At 73.9% G+C, this 13,666-nt stretch carries 14 protein-coding genes; 8 read left to right on the forward strand and 6 right to left on the reverse strand.

Features of this window, described 5'->3' with window-relative positions:
- The first annotated feature begins 232 nt into the window (after positions 1-232).
- The 3 genes from purB to BUE45_RS31635 all read left to right on the forward strand — a co-directional run bounded on the left by purB (position 233) and on the right by BUE45_RS31635 (position 4,030).
- On the forward strand, positions 233-1,663 hold the full coding sequence (gene purB / locus BUE45_RS03240) for an adenylosuccinate lyase (protein WP_073374671.1): 1,431 nt from the start codon (positions 233-235) through the stop codon (positions 1,661-1,663).
- Positions 1,664-2,180: 517 nt separating this feature from the next.
- Complete coding sequence (locus tag BUE45_RS03245; protein ID WP_073374673.1) at positions 2,181-3,662, forward strand: alpha/beta fold hydrolase; 1,482 nt, start codon at positions 2,181-2,183, stop codon at positions 3,660-3,662.
- A gap of 191 nt (positions 3,663-3,853) precedes the next feature.
- On the forward strand, positions 3,854-4,030 hold the full coding sequence (locus BUE45_RS31635) for a histidine kinase (protein ID WP_143173243.1): 177 nt from the start codon (positions 3,854-3,856) through the stop codon (positions 4,028-4,030).
- A 226-nt stretch (positions 4,031-4,256) separates the two neighbouring features.
- Here the strand turns inward: BUE45_RS31635 and BUE45_RS03250 are convergent, their stop codons facing one another.
- Positions 4,257-5,222, reverse strand: a complete 966-nt coding sequence (locus BUE45_RS03250) for a threonine ammonia-lyase (protein WP_073374675.1) — start codon at positions 5,220-5,222, stop codon at positions 4,257-4,259.
- 69 nt (positions 5,223-5,291) lie between these two features.
- Between BUE45_RS03250 and BUE45_RS03255 the strand changes: the two genes are divergently transcribed.
- On the forward strand, positions 5,292-5,888 hold the full coding sequence (locus tag BUE45_RS03255) for a flavin reductase family protein (RefSeq protein ID WP_073374677.1): 597 nt from the start codon (positions 5,292-5,294) through the stop codon (positions 5,886-5,888).
- A gap of 19 nt (positions 5,889-5,907) precedes the next feature.
- On the opposite strand, the gene BUE45_RS03260 is transcribed toward BUE45_RS03255, so the two are convergent.
- On the reverse strand, positions 5,908-6,576 hold the full coding sequence (locus tag BUE45_RS03260) for a maleylpyruvate isomerase family mycothiol-dependent enzyme (protein WP_073374679.1): 669 nt from the start codon (positions 6,574-6,576) through the stop codon (positions 5,908-5,910).
- Between the two features lie 124 nt (positions 6,577-6,700).
- A complete protein-coding gene (locus tag BUE45_RS03265; protein ID WP_073374681.1) occupies positions 6,701-7,873 on the reverse strand; it encodes an MFS transporter in 1,173 nt (390 codons plus the stop codon).
- A 75-nt stretch (positions 7,874-7,948) separates the two neighbouring features.
- Between BUE45_RS03265 and BUE45_RS03270 the strand changes: the two genes are divergently transcribed.
- On the forward strand, positions 7,949-8,569 hold the full coding sequence (locus BUE45_RS03270) for a TetR/AcrR family transcriptional regulator (RefSeq protein WP_073374684.1): 621 nt from the start codon (positions 7,949-7,951) through the stop codon (positions 8,567-8,569).
- Here BUE45_RS03270 and BUE45_RS03275 read toward each other — a convergent pair.
- The 3 genes from BUE45_RS03275 to BUE45_RS03285 form a co-directional block, all read right to left on the reverse strand.
- The gene (locus BUE45_RS03275; protein ID WP_073374686.1) at positions 8,536-8,892 is read right to left on the reverse strand and encodes a hypothetical protein; all 357 of its coding nucleotides are present in this window, start codon (positions 8,890-8,892) and stop codon (positions 8,536-8,538) included. The genes BUE45_RS03270 and BUE45_RS03275 overlap by 34 nt on opposite strands.
- 75 nt (positions 8,893-8,967) lie before the next feature.
- Positions 8,968-9,588, reverse strand: coding sequence for an FMN reductase (locus BUE45_RS03280; RefSeq protein ID WP_073374688.1), 621 nt, complete (start codon positions 9,586-9,588; stop codon positions 8,968-8,970).
- Positions 9,585-10,694, reverse strand: a complete 1,110-nt coding sequence (locus BUE45_RS03285) for an LLM class flavin-dependent oxidoreductase (RefSeq protein WP_073374689.1) — start codon at positions 10,692-10,694, stop codon at positions 9,585-9,587. The genes BUE45_RS03280 and BUE45_RS03285 overlap by 4 nt, the downstream gene beginning before the upstream one ends.
- A gap of 279 nt (positions 10,695-10,973) precedes the next feature.
- Between BUE45_RS03285 and BUE45_RS32375 the strand changes: the two genes are divergently transcribed.
- The 3 genes from BUE45_RS32375 (at position 10,974) to BUE45_RS32380 (ending at position 13,641) form a co-directional block, all read left to right on the forward strand.
- Positions 10,974-11,150, forward strand: coding sequence for a hypothetical protein (locus tag BUE45_RS32375; RefSeq protein ID WP_178378431.1), 177 nt, complete (start codon positions 10,974-10,976; stop codon positions 11,148-11,150).
- A 283-nt stretch (positions 11,151-11,433) separates the two neighbouring features.
- The gene (locus BUE45_RS03290) at positions 11,434-12,300 is read left to right on the forward strand and encodes an IS5 family transposase (protein WP_073374691.1); all 867 of its coding nucleotides are present in this window, start codon (positions 11,434-11,436) and stop codon (positions 12,298-12,300) included.
- A gap of 1,200 nt (positions 12,301-13,500) precedes the next feature.
- A complete protein-coding gene (locus BUE45_RS32380) occupies positions 13,501-13,641 on the forward strand; it encodes a transposase (protein ID WP_178378432.1) in 141 nt (46 codons plus the stop codon).
- The last annotated feature ends 25 nt before the right edge of the window (positions 13,642-13,666 follow it).

The raw sequence follows: 13,666 nt of genomic DNA on the forward strand, positions 1-13,666 counted from the left end.
GGGTCGGGGGTAGGGGTGCCCCTACCGTCCCGCTCCCCCGTGCCCGAAGGCCACCCCGAAGTCCGCGGGAGCGGGCGCACCGGGCCGGGCCGCCCGTCCGCGTTCGCGCCCCGAGGGGGCGGGGCGGCACCCGGCGCCACGTGCCCGGCGGCCGGCGGTCCGCGCCCCGAGGGGCCCGAGAGGGAGGCTCTGCGCGCGGGCGCCCCTGACCAGGACGGTAGGGTGGACGAACGTGAGCGCGAAACCCGTAATCCCCGATGTCCTGGCCGCCCGGTACGCCTCGGCCGAGCTGACCCGGCTGTGGTCCCCGGAGTACAAGGTGGTCGCCGAGCGGCGGCTGTGGCTGGCCGTCCTGCGGGCGCAGGAGCGCCTGGGCGTGGACGTCCCCGAGGGCGTGGCCGCCGACTACGAGAAGGTCCTGGAGCAGGTGGACCTGGAGTCGATCGCCGCCCGCGAGCGGGTCACCCGCCACGACGTCAAGGCCCGCATCGAGGAGTTCAACGCCCTGGCCGGGCACGAGCACGTCCACAAGGGCATGACCTCGCGCGACCTGACCGAGAACGTCGAGCAGCTCCAGGTCCGCGACAGCCTGCTGCTGGTGCGCGACCGCACGGTGGCACTGCTGGCGCGGCTGGGCCGCCTGGCCGCCGAGTACGACACCGCGGTGATGGCGGGGCGCTCCCACAACGTGGCGGCGCAGGCCACCACCCTGGGCAAGCGGTTCGCGTCGATCGCCGACGAGGTGCTGGTGGCGTTCGGGCGGCTGGAGGAGCTGATCGCCCGGTACCCGCTGCGCGGCGTCAAGGGCCCGGTGGGCACCGCCCAGGACATGCTGGACCTGCTGGGCGGCGACCGCGCCGCGCTGGCGCAGCTGGAGGACGAGGTGGCGGCCCACCTGGGGTTCGCGCACCGGTTCACCAGCGTGGGCCAGGTGTACCCGCGCTCGCTGGACTTCGAGGTGCTGACGGCGCTGGTGCAGCTGGCGGCGGGCCCGTCGTCGCTGGCCAAGACGATCCGGCTGATGGCCGGGCACGAGCTGGTCACCGAGGGCTTCGCCGAGGGCCAGGTGGGCTCCTCCGCGATGCCGCACAAGATGAACACGCGCTCGTGCGAGCGGGTCAACGGGCTGACGGTGGTCCTGCGCGGCTACGCGTCGATGGCCGGCGAGCTGGCCGGGGACCAGTGGAACGAGGGCGACGTGTCGTGCTCGGTGGTGCGCCGGGTGGCGCTGCCGGACGCGTTCTTCGCCTTCGACGGCCTGGTCGAGACGATGCTGACGGTGCTGGACGAGTTCGGCGCCTTCCCCGCGGTCATCTCGGCGGAGCTGGACCGGTACCTGCCCTTCCTGGCGACCACCAAGATGCTCATGGCCGCGGTGCGCGTGGGCGTGGGCCGCGAGACGGCGCACGAGCTGATCAAGGAGCACGCCGTGGGCTCGGCCCTGGCCATGCGCCAGGAGGGCGCGGGCAACCTGCTGCTGGAGCGGCTGGGCGCCGACGAGCGGTTCCCGCTCGGCCGGTCGGAGCTGGAGGCGCTGCTGGCGGACCGGATCACGTTCACGGGCGCGGCGGCCGAGCAGGTCGCCGCGGTGGTGGAGCGGATCGACGCGCTCACGGCGCTGCACCCGCGGGCGGCGGCGTACACGCCGGGGTCCATCCTCTAGCACTCCCCCACGCAGAGGGCTCGGGCCCGGGACCGGGAGGTCCCGGGCCCTTCGTGTGCGCGCGGCACCCCGCACCGGCGCACGCCGGAGGGGCGTCACGCGCCGACGCGCACGCGCGGACCGGGAACGGGGCACGCGCGGACCGGGAGCCGGTCGGACAGCGGGCACACGCCGGCCGGGGGCCGGGCAACGCACAGGCCGGGAGCCCGGCGCACCGCGGGCGCACACCGGCGAGGGCCGGGCGCAAGGCGAGCGGGGACCGGGCACGCGGCGCGCGCGGACACGGCGGCGGTGGGCGGCGGTCCCGGGGCCGACGAAAGTCGGGGGCGGCACCGACCAAGGGTGTGGCGCGCGGGCGCCGCTCCGGGACTTCGGAGACGGGGCGGTTCGTCCTGCGGGCGCACGTTCCGCCGTGGTGGCCGAACGTAGCATGGGGGCGACTCCGAGGCACCGGGTCCGGCCGCTCCGGGCCCCGGCCCCCTCGGACCCGCCCCCTTCCCCCACGAGTGGAGACCCCATGCCCCTTGTACGCGGTGTCGCGCTGGCCGCGGTGTCCGGCCTGCTGCTCACCACCGCCCCCGCCCCGGCGGGCGCGGAGCCCTCCCCCGAGACGGACTGGCGGCTCTGCGCGGAGGTGGCCGCCGGGTGGGACGAGGACGACCGGCGCACCCTGTGCACGACCGTGACCGTGCCCCTCGACCACGCCGACCCCGGCGGCCGCACCCTCGGGATCGCGGTGACCCGGGTGCCCGCCGCCGAGTCCAACGACTACCCGGTGCTGTTCAACCCCGGCGGTCCGGGGCACCAGGGGGTGGCCACGCCCGGGCACATCCTGGACGGCGAGGCCCGGGACCTGGGGCTGCGGCACGACCTCGTCGGGTTCGACCCGCGCGGGGTGGGGCACAGCGACGCCCTGGAGTGCGAGTACGGCTTCGCCGTGCCCGACCCCTCGCCGGAGCTGAGCCCCCGGGAGCGGGCGCGCGGCGTCGCGGAGGAGCACGCCCGGATCAACCGGGAGTGCCACGCCGCCGACCCGGAGCTGGTCGAGTCCCTGACCGTGGAGAACGTCGCCCGCGACATGGACCTGGTCCGGGAGGCGCTGGGCGCGGAGACCGTCGGCTTCTACGGGGTCTCGTGGGGGTCGCTGCTGGGCGCGGCCTACCGCTCCCTGTTCGACGACCGGGTGGAGGCCATGCTGCTGGACTCGGTGGTCTCCCCCGACACCAGTGTCTCCACCCTGGAGGCGGGCCAGGCGGAGGCGGGCGAGGAGGTGTTCCACCGGTTCAGCGAGTGGACGGCCTCGCACGACGCCGTCTACGGCCTGGGCACAGAGGCCGCGCCGCTGCGGGAGCGGGTGCTGGAGCTGCGCGAGGAACTGGAGGAGGATCCCCGCACCGGTCCCGACGGGACGGTGGTGGACCACGACGCCGTGACGGCGCTGCTGGCCACGCCCGAGCGCGAGTGGCCGCGCAACGCGTCCGCACTGGCCGCCCTGCTGGACGGCGGCGTCCCCGAGGCCGGGCGCACCGCGGAGCCCGCGGACCCGGGCCTGCCGGGGCTCGGCTGGGAGGACGAGACCGACGGCGCCACGTTCTTCGCCCAGATGGCGCTGCTGTGCAACGACTCCGAGAGCCCCCGCGACTTCGACCAGGTCTGGCGGCACCGGACCGAGCGGGCCGAGCGGCTGCCCGCCATGGGCACCCTGGGCTTCTACGAGCACCTGTGCGTGGGCTGGCCCACGCCCGGCCGCGCGCCGGAGCTGGTCCGGGGCGAGAGCCCCCTCCAGCTGGTCGGCCACACCCGGGAGATGGTCACCCCCCATCGCTGGGCCCTGGACATGCGCGACGCGGTCGGCGGGCGGGTGCTGAGCGTGGCGGACGACGGCCACGGCACCCTGTCCGACCTGCCCTGCGCCGGGACGGCGGTGGAGTTCTTCGCGACCCGCACGGCGGTCACCGACACCTGCCCCGGCACCGAGCCGCCCGTCCCGGGTACCTGAGCCCGCGGCGGGGCGGACACGCCCGGCCCGGTGCGCCCTCCCGTCCTCCGGGAGGGCGCACCGGGCATCCGCGTCGGTCGCCCGCGCCGGCCCGGCGGGCATGACGCAGCCCACACCCGCGAACAGTGGGTCCGGAAGTTAACGCCTATTACGGTTGTGGGGTCGGCGTTCCGCACCCCTTGGAGGCCCCGTTGACCGACCCCGACTCCTTCGGCACCGCCCTGTGGACCCTGCTGCTGATCACCGGGATCATCCTGGCCTTCGGCACGGCGGCCCTGAGCGACATGGCGCTGCGCCGCCGCGAGGACCGCGAGGAGCGGGACCGCCGCGGGGCCGAGGGCCGGGAGCACTCCGAGAGCGCCCCCTGACCCCGCGCCCGCCCGGCGTCCCCGGTCCCGCGGGAACGCGGGAACGCGGGGGCGACCGCGACCGTCCCCGGACCGGAGACGCGGTCGCGGTCGCGGTCGGCGTCCCCGTGGAGGACCGCGCCCGGGACGAGCCGGGCCGTGTGCCCGGCGGCCCCGTACGGCACCACCGTGTCGGCGGGGGCGTGCCGCCGGCGCACCGGGCGGCGTCCCGCCGCGTCCGGGCTGATCAGCGGTGCTCCGCGAGGAGGCGGGAGAACAGGTCCGGGTCGACGTTGCCCCCGGAGACCACCGCGACCGTGGCCTCGGGCCGTCCCCGCACCGTGGGCACCCGCCCGGCCAGCACCGCCGCGGCGGCCAGCGCCCCGCTGGGCTCGGCCACCACCCGAGCCCCCAGGGCCAGGTGGGCGACCGCCCGGGCGATCTCGTCCTCCGTGACGGTGACGATCCCGTCCAGGCGGCGGCGCAGGTGCTCGAAGGTGAGGTCCGACAGGCACACCCGTACCCCGTCGGCCATGGTGCGGTGCGTGCGCTCGGGCTCCCAGGGGACGCGGCGGCCCCGGTCCAGGCTCTCGGCGGCGTCGGCCGCCAGCTCCGGTTCCACCCCGATCACCCGCACCCGGCGCGGGTGGACGGTCCACGCCGCCGTGGCCACGCCCGAGGCCAGCCCGCCCCCGCCGACCGGGACGACGACCGTGGTCACCTCCGGCGACTGCTCCAGGATCTCCAGGCCCACCGTGCCCTGCCCGGCGATGACGGCGGGGTCGTCGAAGGGCGGGACCAGGGCGAGGAGTTCGGCGCGCGAGATCTCCTCCGCGACCGCGGCCCGCTCGGCAGGCGGCACGAGGACCACCCGCGCGCCGCGGTCGCGCATCCGGTCCACCTTGACCTTCGGCGCGTTGTCGGGGACCACCACCGTGCAGGGCACGCCCAGGCGGGCGGCGGCGTAGGCCAGGGCCTGGCCGTGGTTGCCGGAGGAGTGGGTGATGACCCCCGAGGCGCGCTGGACGGGGTTGAGCAGGGCGACGGCGTTGGTGGCGCCGCGCAGCTTGAACGCGCCGGTGGGCTGGAGGCTCTCGGGCTTGACGAGGAACGCCGGTCCCCCGGGCGGTCCGGCGGTGAGGGGGGTGCGCACGACCGCGCCCTGGAGGCGGGCGCCCGCGGCGCGGATATCGTCTGCTGAGACCAGTTCCATGCCCGGGGTATGCCCGCCGCCCCGGGCGCCGTCACCGATCGGCGCCCCTCCCGTGGATAATCGGTGGCCATGCGCACCGAATGGACTCCCGAGGACCTGCCCGGCCGGGCCTTCTACCGGATGATGACCGCGGTGGTGGTGCCGCGGCCCATCGCGTGGGTCTCCACCACCTCCGCCGACGGGGTGGACAACCTGGCCCCGCACTCGTTCTTCACCATCGCCAGCTCCGATCCGGCGGTCGTGCAGTTCACCTCCACCGGGCGCAAGGACTCCCTGCGCAACGCGGAGGCGACCGGCGAGTTCGTGGTCAACCTGGCACCCGAACCGCTGTGGGACGAGGTCAACGCCTCCGGGACCCCCTACCCGCCGGACGTGGACGAGTTCGACGCCCTGGGGATCGCGCGGGAGCGGAGCACGGCGGTGCGCCCGCCCCGGGTGGCGGCCTCACCGGTGGCGCTGGAGTGCGTGCTGCACTCGACGGTGGGGTTCGGCTCCTCGACCGTGGTGTTCGGCCGGGTGGTGCACGTGGCGGTGGACGCCGGGGTGCTGGGCGGGGACGGTCTGCCGGTGGCGGAGCTGCTGCGGCCGCTGGCGCGGCTGGGCCGCAACGAGTGGTCGACCCTGGGCGAGGTGCGCGCGGTCGACCGCGTCCCCTACCGGCCCTGAGGCCCCGGCCGCCCGGGCCTCAGACGGACAGGGGCTCGCGGGCGGCGGGCATCAGGGAGAGCGCGGTCAGGTAGGGGCCGGGGTCGCCGGTCCAGTCCATGGCGGCGATCTGGTCGGCGGTGCGCCGCCCCATGAGGGCGCGGTACAGCTCGAAGGAGGTGCCCCGCCAGTGCGGGCCGCCCTGCGCGCCCAGGGTCCAGGAGCGGCCGGTGTCGGTGGCGGTGACCACCGGGCCGGTCGCCTGCTCGGGCCAGGCGCGGGCCAGGCCGGAGAGGGCGAAGTCGAGCAGGGTGTCGGCGTGCTCCGTGACGGGCTCCAGCCCCAGGGCGCCGCGGATGTCGTTGTCGTGGGTCCAGACGTCGATCGCGGGCAGCCGGTAGCGGAGCCGGGTCTGCGTGCGCAGCAGGTCGAGCAGGGCGGGGGCGGCGGCGCGCCACTCGTCGCAGACCTCGGCGATGCCGCGGCCCTCGCGCTCGGCGACCTGGCGGGCGGTGACCTCGTCGGAGGCGGGCGGGGTGACGGTTCCGGCGACCACGTCGGCGCACAGCCCGGCGAGGTGTGCGTAGGTCCGGTGGACGGTCCAGTCGGGGCAGGCGGGGACGGTGGTGTCCAGGGCGGCGGGGCCGAGCCCCTCGGCCAGGGCGAGCAGTCGCTCCTGGGCCTCGCTGTAGATGCGCGCGGAATCCATGCGCGCCACCTTACCGAACACCGTTCGGAAAGAGTGGGCCGGGAGGCCCGGTCGCGCACGGGGCCGACCCGGTGAGCGGGCGACCGGCCGCGACCGGGCCAAGCCGCACGCGCGGGGCCGGGTCTCAGGAACGCGGGAGGCCGCGGCTCCGGCGGGCGAGGGCGGCGGCTGCCAGGCCCAGCGCCGCGGCGAGGCCGGCCGCGGCCGGGGCCAGGCCCGCGCCCGCGGCGACGGCCGCACCGCCCAGCACGGCGCCCAGGGCCGCGCCGACGTGCACCGAGGAGCTGTGCACCGCCAGCGCCCGGCCCGCGGCCTCCGGGCCGACCCGGGCGACCATCAGCGCTTGGAGCGCCGGGGGCACCGCCCAGGCGGCGGCCGACCAGGTCACGAGCAGGGCCGCCACCGCCGCGACCGGCACCGGGCGCAGCCACCACAGCAGGGCGAACGCGGCCATGGCCGCGCAGAACACCGCGCCGGCCGCGGCGAACGCCCGGCCCGGCCCGACGCGGTCCGCGAGGCTCCCCGAGGCACGGGTTCCCGCCAGCCCGCCGACCCCCGCGGCGACCAGCAGCGCGCCCAGCGCGGCCGGCCCGACGCCCGCGAGACCGGCCAGGAACACCGCGAGGTAGGTCTGGAAGGCGAGGTTGCCCGCGACGGTGAGCACGGTGGCCGCCAGGACCGCGGCGACGGCCCGGGAGGCCAGGGGGCGGAGCAGGTCCGCGGCACCGCGCCGTTCACCCGCCGGGCCGGAGGCGGGCACGGTGGCCGCCGACGCGGCCAGGGCCGCGGCGCCCAGCAGCCCGCCCAGCACGAAGGCGGCCCGCCAGCCGAAGAGGCCGCCGGCCCAGGTGCCCAGCGGGACGCCCAGCAGGACAGCGCCGGTCAGGCCGGTCATCACGGTGGCCAGGTGGCGCCCGCGCCGCTCGGGCGGGGCCTGGGCGGCGGTCAGGGCGAGCGCGCAGGGCAGGGCCGCCGCGGCGGACAGCGCGGCCAGCAGGCGCAGGGCGAGCAGCGGGCCGAGTCCGTCCAGGAGCGGGACGGCGAGGTTGGCCGCCGTGAAGACGGCCAGGGACCGGGTGAGCACGGCCCGGGGCGGGACCCGGGCGAGCAGGAGCGCCCACAGCGGCGCGGTGAGCGCGTAGCCCAGGGAGTACAGGGTGACGAGCTGGCCGGCGGCGACCGCGGTGACCCCCAGATCCGCGGCCAGGCCGGGCAGCACGCCGATGATGACGAAGTCGTCGGTCTGGACCGCGAAGGCGGTGAGGGTGAGGGCGGGGAGCCACCGGGGTGCGCGCATCCGATTAGGGTAACAACTGTTTCCCTAATGGGTGTGCGAATGTGGGCACCGAGGAAGAAGAGGTGATCGCGCCCCATGCCCCGAACCGCCGACCCCGAGCGCCGCCGCGAGGTCCTGGACGCCGTCATCGCCGAGCTGGCCCGCATCGGCGCCGCCGACTTCTCGCTGCGCGACCTCGCCCGCGGCCTGGGCCGGAGCACCCGGGTCCTCACCCACCACTTCTCCGACAAGGAGGCCCTGCTCGTGGCCGTGCTCCAGCGGCTGGACGAGGTCCAGCACGCGGCGCTGCGCGCCACCCCCGGCTGGGACGACCCGGGGGTCCCTGTGGGAACCGTCGTGCGCGACGCCTGGCGGCGCACCCTCGCGGAGCCGGAGCTGGCGGTGACCCGGCTCATCCGGGAGATCGAGGGGCTGGCCGCGGCGGGCCGGCTGCCCGTGGAGGTGCCGGGGTTCGTACGCGGTCGCGCCGAGTTCGTCGCCTCCTGCCTGGTGCTGCGGGGGCTGTCCGGGCCCGAGGCCCTGCGGACCGCGACCCTGCTCAACGCCGCCTTCTCCGGCCTGGAGACCGACCTGCTGACGACCGGTGACGGCGACCGCACCGGGGCCGCGCTGGAGGACCTGTGCGCCTGGCTCGACGCCCGCACCGGGAGCGGCGGCCGGGGTCAGTCCCAGGCCTCGTCCGGCAGGAGCCGGTAGCAGTCGCCCATCTGCTCGGCGACGGACGCGGCCAGGACACGGGAGGCGGCCCAGCGCGGGGAGAGGCGTACGGCGGCGGGTTCCCAGTCGTCCCGGGCCATGGCGCCGAACAGCGCGTTCAGCTCGGAGAGGGGGCTCAGGACGCTCTCGGGGAAGACCTCCGTCCGCGTCACGGCGTAGCCGTGGAAGTCGTCGATCTGAAGGGCGATCTCATCGACGTCGACGCCGCTGCGCCGCGCCCAGGCGAGCTGTCGCCCGGCATCCCAGGAGGCGATCTCGGCGTACCCGCGGAAACGGTCGAGGAGAGCGGTGCTCGGCATCATGGGGGCAGGGTAGCGCCCCCGGGCACGGCACGGCCCCGGACACCGATGGGTGTCCGGGGCCGTCGCGGGGACGGGTCAGGTGCCCAGGCCGGACATCAGGTCCTCGAAGGCGACCGGCTCGTCGTAGGGGTCCCGCCCGCTCCGCTCGTGGTCGGCCGCGAGCAGCGCCAGCTGGCGGCCCGCCCGCTCGATGCGCTCGTTGAGCTCGCGGGCGCCCTCGTCGTCCGCACCCCAGTCCTCCGAGGCCGCGTAGACGCCGGTCGGGACGACCAGCGCGCGGGAGTAGGAGAACAGCGGGCGCAGGGCGTGCTCCAGGACCAGCGAGTGGCGCGGGCTGCCGCCGGTGGCGCCGACGAGCACCGGGACCGCGTCCAGGGCGCCCTGGTCGACCACGTCGAAGAACGACTTGAACAGCCCGCTGTAGGAGGCGTTGAACACCGGGGTCACCGCGATGACCCCGTCCGCCTCCGCCAGGTCGGACAGCACGCCCGGCAGCTCTCCGGTGGGCACCTGGGTGACCATGGCGTTCATGACGTCGTGGGCCAGGTCGCGCAGCTCCACCGTGCGCACCCGGGCCCGGATGCCCCGGTCCCCCAGGGAGCGCTCGGTGGCGGCGGTCAGCCGGTCGGCGAGCAGCCGGGACGAGGACGGGGTGCTCAGCCCCGCCGAGACGGTGACGATGCGGCGGACGCTCATGCGCGGACCTCCGTGTCCTGGTCGTGGTCCCCGGCCCGCCGGGCGGCGAGCATCGAGGCGTGGACGGGTGCGTCGGGTACGTGTGCGGGGCGGCCGGCGGCGAACTCCTTGCGCAGCACCGGGACGACCTCCTCGCCCAGCAGGTCCAGCTGCTCCAGGACGGTCTTGAGCGGCAGGCCCGCGTGATCCATGAGGAAGAGCTGGCGCTGGTAGTCGCCGAACATCTCGCGGAAGGTCAGGGTGCGGTCGATGACCTGCTGCGGGCTGCCGACGGTCAGCGGCGTCTCGCGGGTGAACTCCTCCAGCGAGGGACCGCCGCCGTAGACGGGCGCGTGGTCGAAGTAGGGCCGGAACTCCTTGACCGCGTCCTGGGAGTTCTTGCGCATGAACACCTGTCCGCCCAGGCCGACGATCGCCTGCTCGGCCTTGCCGTGGCCGTAGTGCTCGTACCGGCGGCGGTACAGCGAGATGAGCTTCTTGGTGTGGGTGGCGGGCCAGAAGATGTTGTTGTGGAAGAAGCCGTCGCCGTAGTAGGCGGCCTGCTCGGCGATCTCCGGGCTGCGGATGGACCCGTGCCACACGAACGGCGGGATGCCGTCGAGCGGGCGCGGGGTGGCGGTGAAGCCCTGGAGCGGGGTCCGGAACTTGCCCTCCCAGTTCACGACGTCCTCGCGCCAGAGGCGGTGGAGCAGGTTGTAGTGCTCCAGGGCCATGGGGATGCCCTCGCGGATGTCGTAGCCGAACCAGGGGTAGACCGGCCCGGTGTTGCCGCGGCCCATCATCAGGTCCACCCGGCCGTCGGCGAGGTGCTGGAGGGAGGCGTAGTCCTCGGCGATCTTCACCGGGTCGTTGGTGGTGATGAGGGTGGTCGCGGTGGACAGGACGATCCGCTCGGTCTTGGCCGCGATGTAGCCGAGCAGGGTGGTCGGCGAGGACGGCACGAACGGCGGGTTGTGGTGCTCGCCGGTCGCGAAGACGTCGAGACCGACCTCCTCCGCCTTGAGCGCGATCTCGACCATGGCCTTGATGCGCTCGTGCTCGGTCGGCGTCCGACCGGTGGTGGGGTCGGTGGTCACATCGCCGACAGAGAAGATTCCGAACTGCATGGCCCGCTCCCGAACTAGCTTTCCAAGAAGTAGTTTCCTGAGAAACTATCATGCCCGAACGGTGGACACGTCCCGGGTATTCCCCGCCGGCCCCGCTCCCCCGGCCGGACCCCGTTCATCCACAGGCACGCTCCGTATCCACAGAATGTCACCCGGACCTGCTATGCCTGGTAAAGCCGATACCGACCCGGTCACCCGGCGTCATGGTCGGCCGGACACGAGGACGTCGAACACACCGGAAGGAGAAGGGCGCCCCCTCACCCCCGCGCCCGAAACCACATGTCCGTCACCCTCGATCCCCGGCGGCTTCCCCACCAGCGACCCGACGACCGCACCGACGACCACGAGGCCACCCGCCAGCCGGTGGTCCTGGCCGACGCGCTGGCCGACGTCGTGACCGCGCTGAGCAGCGCGGACCCCGACCTGGCCCCCCGGCCCCGCCACGGCCGGGCCTGACACCCCCGACACACCCGCGGCCGTGGCGGCTGTGGCGGCGCCGTCGCCACGGCCGCACGCACGGCCCCCGCCGGCCCCGTCCCGGGGTCGGGCGCCCACGCGGCGACCGCCCGGGGCCGGCCGCGGGCGGGGCCTCCCGCGCCGAACTCCAGCGGGTGGCCGGCGCCGCCCTCCGCAACTGGCCGCCCCTCTGAGTGACTGTTTGGTATGTGGGTGGTTGCGTGCGGTGACCGGTCAGGTTCGCTGATCAGAAAACAGAACGTCCCCGCCAGAATTGCGCTGTGTGTGCAGATGCAAGCCCGGCGGGGACGCCCGCCCATGCTACCCCTCCAGCCTCTCCGACACCGTCTGGGAGGTGATCGAGCCCTTCCTGCCCGTCCGTGACCGGTCCCAAGGCGGAGCACCCCGCAAATACGACGACCGGCGGATGTGGGACGCGCTCTTCTTCGTGCTGCGCTCGGGCTGCCCGTGGCGGATGATCCCCCGCGACCTGCTGCCCTGGGACGCCGCCTACCGGTGGTACCGCGCCTGGACCTCTGACGGCACCCTCGACCGCGTCCACGACACCCTGCGCGCCCGGGTGCGCCAGGAGGCGGGCCGCGACCGGGCACCCGCGGCGGCGGTGCCGGACTCCCAGTCGATCCTGACCGGGGAGGGCGGCACCGACCGGGGCTACGACGCGGGCAAGCGCACCAAGGGCCGCAAACGCCACCTGGTCGTGGACACCCTGGGGCTGGTGCTGGTGGTCGCGGTGACCTCGGCCTCGGTCCAGGACCGGGCCGGCGGGCACCGGGTCCTCCGAGCGCTGGCGGCCCGGTTCCCGACGGTGGGGCTGGTATGGGCCGACGCGGGGTACGCCTACAAGGTCGACAGCGGCCTGCTCACCTGGGCGTACGACAGGTTCAAGCTGGTGGTGGAGATCGTGCGGCGCAGCGACGACGCCCGGGGGTTCCAGGTGCTGCCCCGCCGGTGGGTGGTCGAGCGCACCTTCGGATGGCTGGTGCGCAACCGCCGTCTGGCCCGCGACTACGAACGCCTCACCATCAACTCCGAGGCCATGGTCAAGATCGCGATGATCCGATTGATGGCCACACGCCTGGCCGGTCAGAGCCAGCGGTGGAGCAACCGCTCCACCGACCAGAGCGTGTAATCACCCGCATATCCGACAGTCACTCAGGCCGGCCTGGCGTGATCAGGCCTTGGGTGAGCGAACCGTCTCGGCGTGGGCTGCGAGGTATCAGGAGGCGCGGTCCGCCTGGGTAGTCGAATAAGGGGCGCTGCCGATGCTGATGCGGCGGATCGGTCTCAGTGACAAGGTGCTGGTGGTGGGGGACGTGATCCGGCCCGAGGTCCTGGCGGGGTGCTCCCGGAGGAGCCGGCGGCGCTGGTCCGCCGGGCCCGGTTGTACCCGGAGGGGATGGAAGACCCGCGGGTACTGGAACAGAGGATGGAGCTCTTGGGCCAGGTCGGGAGTAGCCTGCTCGTGGGGTGGAGAAGACCTCCCTGACCCGGCCCTCCAGCGTTTTCGGGCCGGCCTCCCCGCCTTGGCGGCAGCCGAGGTTGATTTTCACGTGAGGAATCTTGGGAAATGAACCCAGTTCATTTTCCCCTACCGAAAAGGCCAGGGAAATTCGGACCGAACCTGGGGAGCTACGCCTGCGAGGTCAGTCGCACCACGACGGGTCCACACGTGAGCTAATGGCAGACTGCCCGCTCGTGGTTCGGATTTCACCCTGGTAAGACACGCAACTTCCTCGCGTTGAGCCGTAAGCGGCCGCGAAGTGGCCGTAGTAACCCCCGTCTCGGAAATATCCGGTGCTGGGGTAGACGTAAAGGTGGATCTCTGTCCACGTGCTCACACCGTGGACGGAAGAGTGTGTCTTCAATGCGATCGCGCAGTTCTGCTGGTAAGTCGGGCTCCACAGCAGGTATGCGGTACCCAGGCGGGTTGTCCCGTTCCTGAGGATGATGCCGTTCGAGTGCTGAAGGGTGTAGCTTCCGCTGTACCACTTGCAACCGTCAGCTGACCGTACCGCTTCGTCGAGTGTGTGCGCGGAAGCAGGGGATGCTGACAGAAAAACGGCGCTCACCATCACGGCGAACATCATTGCGGCATAGCGAAAGCCTCGCCTTATATTGGAAGTCAATCGTACTCCTTGGGGCCGAATTCAGATAACCAAGATAGTCGCCAGTTCACGACTCGTCTGGGCAGTGACCGGGTTCGGTCAAAAGCTTGACAGTTTGAGTCTGGCCGAAACCCAGCCAACAGCGATTGCTGACTCCTGCGATCGTGGACCGCATTGGTGTGTCCTGCGTCTTTCGGAGTCGGACTTCTGGATCCTGGGACCACGTGACCCTTGAAGGAGCACATCGTGGATACCCCGACCAGTTCCGCCGCAAGGTCCTGAACCTGGTCCAGGCCGGACGCAACGTCGCGGACGTGGCAAACGATCTGGACATCAGCACCGAGACGATCTACGCCTGGCGGTGACTTTGGCTTCTACCATGCTCTCTGC

Source organism: Nocardiopsis flavescens (genome assembly GCF_900141985.1).
Taxonomy (GTDB): Bacteria; Actinomycetota; Actinomycetes; order Streptosporangiales; family Streptosporangiaceae; genus Nocardiopsis; species Nocardiopsis flavescens.

Bases quoted from the DNA above. Each gene is read 5' to 3' on its own strand.
- BUE45_RS03245 (WP_073374673.1), top strand. From the start codon at position 2,181: ATGCCCCTTGTACGCGGTGTCGCGCTGGCCGCGGTGTCCGGCCTGCTG.
- BUE45_RS03250 (WP_073374675.1), bottom strand. From the start codon at position 5,222: ATGGAACTGGTCTCAGCAGACGATATCCGCGCCGCGGGCGCCCGCCTC.
- BUE45_RS03255 (WP_073374677.1), top strand. From the start codon at position 5,292: ATGCGCACCGAATGGACTCCCGAGGACCTGCCCGGCCGGGCCTTCTAC.
- BUE45_RS03260 (WP_073374679.1), bottom strand. From the start codon at position 6,576: ATGGATTCCGCGCGCATCTACAGCGAGGCCCAGGAGCGACTGCTCGCC.
- BUE45_RS03265 (WP_073374681.1), bottom strand. From the start codon at position 7,873: ATGCGCGCACCCCGGTGGCTCCCCGCCCTCACCCTCACCGCCTTCGCG.
- BUE45_RS03270 (WP_073374684.1), top strand. From the start codon at position 7,949: ATGCCCCGAACCGCCGACCCCGAGCGCCGCCGCGAGGTCCTGGACGCC.
- BUE45_RS03275 (WP_073374686.1), bottom strand. From the start codon at position 8,892: ATGATGCCGAGCACCGCTCTCCTCGACCGTTTCCGCGGGTACGCCGAG.
- BUE45_RS03280 (WP_073374688.1), bottom strand. From the start codon at position 9,588: ATGAGCGTCCGCCGCATCGTCACCGTCTCGGCGGGGCTGAGCACCCCG.
- BUE45_RS03285 (WP_073374689.1), bottom strand. From the start codon at position 10,694: ATGCAGTTCGGAATCTTCTCTGTCGGCGATGTGACCACCGACCCCACC.
- BUE45_RS32375 (WP_178378431.1), top strand. From the start codon at position 10,974: ATGTCCGTCACCCTCGATCCCCGGCGGCTTCCCCACCAGCGACCCGAC.